This is a genomic window from Polaromonas sp. (genome assembly GCF_030682935.1).
Lineage (GTDB): Bacteria > Pseudomonadota > Gammaproteobacteria > Burkholderiales > Burkholderiaceae_C > Polaromonas.
In genome coordinates, this window is the sequence record NZ_JAUXNA010000338.1 from 1 (window position 1) to 3,734 (window position 3,734).

The following is a 3,734-nucleotide window of genomic DNA, read 5'->3' on the forward strand; positions in this document are numbered from 1 at the left end:
TTCGTCATCGTCGACTGCGTGGGCGTGTGCGAGCAGGACAAAACCGACTCCGCCCCCATGGACCAGAAAAAGTCCGTGCCCTTCGACAAACTGCTGCAAGCCGTGGCGCTGGGCAATGTGGAGCCCGAAGTGCTGTCCAGCGTCGCAGCCCGCCTGGCCCGGCTGGACCGCGAGCTGACCGAGGCCGACAAACTCAAAATCATCCAGGCCAGCGGCGGCTATTCCCTCAAAGACCTCGCGCGCGGCATTGTCGATGCGCTCGACCCCGATTTCCTCCCTCCCCCGCTGGGGGAGGGTTGGGGTGGGGGCGAGCCCGCTTCACCCATGCAGACAGCCACCAAACCCCTGTGCGACCCCGCGTTGCGCCATCTGCTCATCGACCTGAAGAAAAAGGCCGAGCAAATCATCGACACCGTCACGCAAGACAAGCTGATCGACGCCGACTTTTCTGAAGCTGCCCGCGAGCGCGCCAAAGGTACGGTCGACTCCTTCGAGCGCTTTATTGCCGAGCACAAAGACGAAATCACCGCCCTGCAAATTCTCTACAACCGCCCCCAACGAATGAGCGGTGCCAGTAACGAGCCGCTGACCTTCGAAGCCCTCAAGACCCTGGCCGACGCCCTGCAAGCCCCGCCGCACCTGTGGACGGAGAGCCAGCTCTGGCAAGCCTACGCCGCGCTGGACAAAAGCAAGGTCAAAGGCGACAACCGCCGCCGCATCCTCACCGACCTGGTCAGCCTGGTGCGCTTCGCCATGCACCAGGACAACGAACTCGTGCCCTTCCCCGAGCGCGTCAACACCAACTTCAAGGCCTGGCTGGCGCAGCAAGAAAACTTACTCCCCGATTTACTCCCTCTCCCCCTGGGAGAGGGGAGGGGTGAGGGCTACCCGCACCCTCGCACCCGCTTCACCCCCGAACAACTCCACTGGCTAGAAATGATCCGTGACCACATCGCCGCCAACCTCGGCATCGAGCCCGACGACTTTGAATACTCCCCCTTTGCGCAGGAGGGCGGCATTGGCAAGGTGCATCAGTTGTTTGGCGCGGAGTTGCCGAAGGTGCTTGAGGCGATGAATCGGGAGTTGGCGGCGTGAGTGCAAAGCAACGCATTTTCATCAGCTCGGTGCAAAAAGAACTGGCGCATGAACGCCGGGCGGTCAAAGACTTTGTTCACGCCGACCCCCTGTTGTCTCGGTTTTTTGAGGTTTTCTTGTTTGAAGACCTGCCCGCCGCAGACCTGCGTGCAGATGCGGTGTACTTGAGTGAAGTTGACCGCTCCACTCTCTACCTTGCCTTGTTTGGCAATGACTATGGTTTTGAAGATGCCCAAGGCATATCGCCGACAGAGCGTGAATTTGACCGGGCCACCACGCTAGGCAAGCCCCGTCTGATTTATGTGCGTGGTGGTGATGACGGTGCGCGCCACCCCAAGATGCGCTCGCTGGTGCGCAAGGCTGGCGATCAATTGATTCGTCGCCGTTTTGGCGATACGCCAGAACTGATTGCCGCCATCCATGCCAGCTTGGTGGACCACCTGGCCCGCACGGGCGCGCTGCGCACCAGTCCTTTTGATGCAACAGCCTGTGCCGACGCTACGCTGGCCGATATCTCGCAAGACAAACTGACGCTTTTTCTGGCCCGTGCGCAGAGCAACCGTGGCTATGCACTGGACCCGGCCACGCCCATGCACAGTGCGTTGACGCACTTGAACCTGCTCGATGCCGGGCAGCCCACCCATGCGGCCATCCTGCTCTTTGGTCAAGCCCCGCAGCGCTTCTTGCCTAGTTCGGAACTCAAGTGCATGCACTTTCATGGCACGGGGGTGAGCAAGCCCATTCCTTCGTACCAAATCTACAAAGGCACGGTTTTTGAACTGGTTGATCAGGCGCTGGACTTTGTGCTTTCCAAAATTGCCAGAACAGTGGGCACCCGCGCAGCAGGGCCGCAAGCCCCGGTTGACTATGAGCTGCCACGCGAAGCCGTGGCCGAAGCCATCGTCAACGCCGTAGCGCACCGGGACTACACGTCCAACGCCTCGGTGCAGGTCATGCTGTTTGCCGACAGGCTCGAAATCTGGAACCCCGGCGAGCTGCCCCCACAGCTGACTGTGGACAACCTGCGCCGCCCGCATGCCTCCATTCCCCGCAGCCCACGCATTGCCGAACCACTGTTTTTGGCCCGCTACATTGAAAAGGCAGGCACCGGCACGCTGGACATGATCAGCCAGTGTGCCCAAGCCGGCTTGCCAGCGCCAGAGTTTCGGCAAGATGGCGGGCAATTTATTCAGACCTTGTGGCGACCTAAAGGCGTGACAAAGGGTGCCGAAGTGGCTACGGCAGGCACCAAGCCAGGGACCAAGTCGGGACCAAGTCGGGACCAAGTCAAAATCCTCGCCAAAGCCAGCACTGGTGCGGCTTTGACTGAATTGATGACCGTGGCCGAAAGAACCAATCGATCCAAGTTCAGGGACCAAGTCATCCAGCCATTGATGGACCAAGGCTTGCTGGAAATGACCCTGCCCGACAAACCGACCAGCAGCCAGCAGAAATACCGCCTCACCGAGCAAGGCGCGGCGTGGCTGGCCAATCGGGCCATAAAGGGGTCAAAGGGGCCATGAACGGTATGAAATTCCAAAGCGTGAGTGCAGTGCTTGACGACGTGATCGCCGTCGCGCAATTGGTGCCACTGTCCGAAGCAGTCGAAGTCAACCCCAAGATTGATCGAACCGCGCTCCACGACGACTTGGACGTGTCATTCGTTCCGATGGCTGCGGTCGAAGCGCTGTCTGGCGGCATTGATGTATCGACCATCCGCAAATACGCTGAGGTGAAAAAGGGCTACACCCACTTCCGCGAAGGCGATGTGCTGTTTGCCAAGGTCACGCCGTGCATGGAAAACGGCAAGATGGCCATCGCCCGACAACTGCGTAACGGTGTCGGCTTCGGCTCAACCGAGTTTCACGTTCTTCGCCCTCGTGCTGGCGTTGACGCTCGCTACATCTATTACTTTGTATCGAGCCAAACATTCAGAAAAGAAGCCTCCGGGCACATGACCGGCGCGGTCGGGCTACGGCGGGTGCCGAGTGCTTACCTTGAAGAGCAGCTGATTCCGCTGCCCGGCATTGACCAGCAGCGCGAAATCGTCGCCGAACTCGAAAAACAGTTCTCCCGCCTCGACGAAGCCGTCGCCAACCTGAAGCGCGTCAAGGCCAACCTCAAACGCTACAAAGCCTCCGTCCTCAAAGACGCCATAGAAGGCCGCCTCGTTCCCACTGAAGCCGAACTCGCCCATCGCGAAGGCCGCAGCTTCGAAACCGGCGAGCAGCTTTTGCAGCGGATTCTTGAAACGCGGCGCAGCCAGTGGGCAGGTAAGTCCAAATACAAAGAACCTAATGCCCCTGATCAGGCCGATGCTTCTGAATTGCCTGCGGGATGGACATGGGCAACCATGGGGCAGCTTGGGCAAGTGCAGCTTGGCAGGATGTTGGACAAGCAAAAACACACATCGGGTGAACCTTATCGCTACCTCCGTAACATCAACGTTCGCTGGGGTGCTTTTGATCTGTCTGATCTATTCGAGATGAATTTCGAATCGAATCAATTGGATCGTTTTGGTGTGTGCGACGGTGATGTGTTTGTATGCGAAGGCGGTGAGCCAGCAAGGGCCGCCGTCTGGCGAATGGGGAAAACGGACATCAAGTATCAAAAGGCACTACACCGTGTTCGGTTTGATG

Annotated in this window: 3 protein-coding genes; all 3 read left to right on the forward strand. The window is 59.1% G+C overall.

The genetic code is table 11. The features are described 5' to 3' along the window. Positions 1-1,095, forward strand: a 1,095-nt coding sequence (locus tag Q8K05_RS15605) for a type I restriction-modification enzyme R subunit C-terminal domain-containing protein (RefSeq protein ID WP_305247540.1), incomplete at its 5' end; no start/stop codon positions are given. Next, complete coding sequence (locus tag Q8K05_RS15610; RefSeq protein WP_305247541.1) at positions 1,092-2,618, forward strand: ATP-binding protein; 1,527 nt, start codon at positions 1,092-1,094, stop codon at positions 2,616-2,618. The genes Q8K05_RS15605 and Q8K05_RS15610, both read left to right, overlap by 4 nt. A 5-nt stretch (positions 2,619-2,623) precedes the next feature. Continuing rightward, positions 2,624-3,734: restriction endonuclease subunit S (locus Q8K05_RS15615; protein WP_305247542.1), on the forward strand; the 1,111-nt coding region annotated here is incomplete at its 3' end.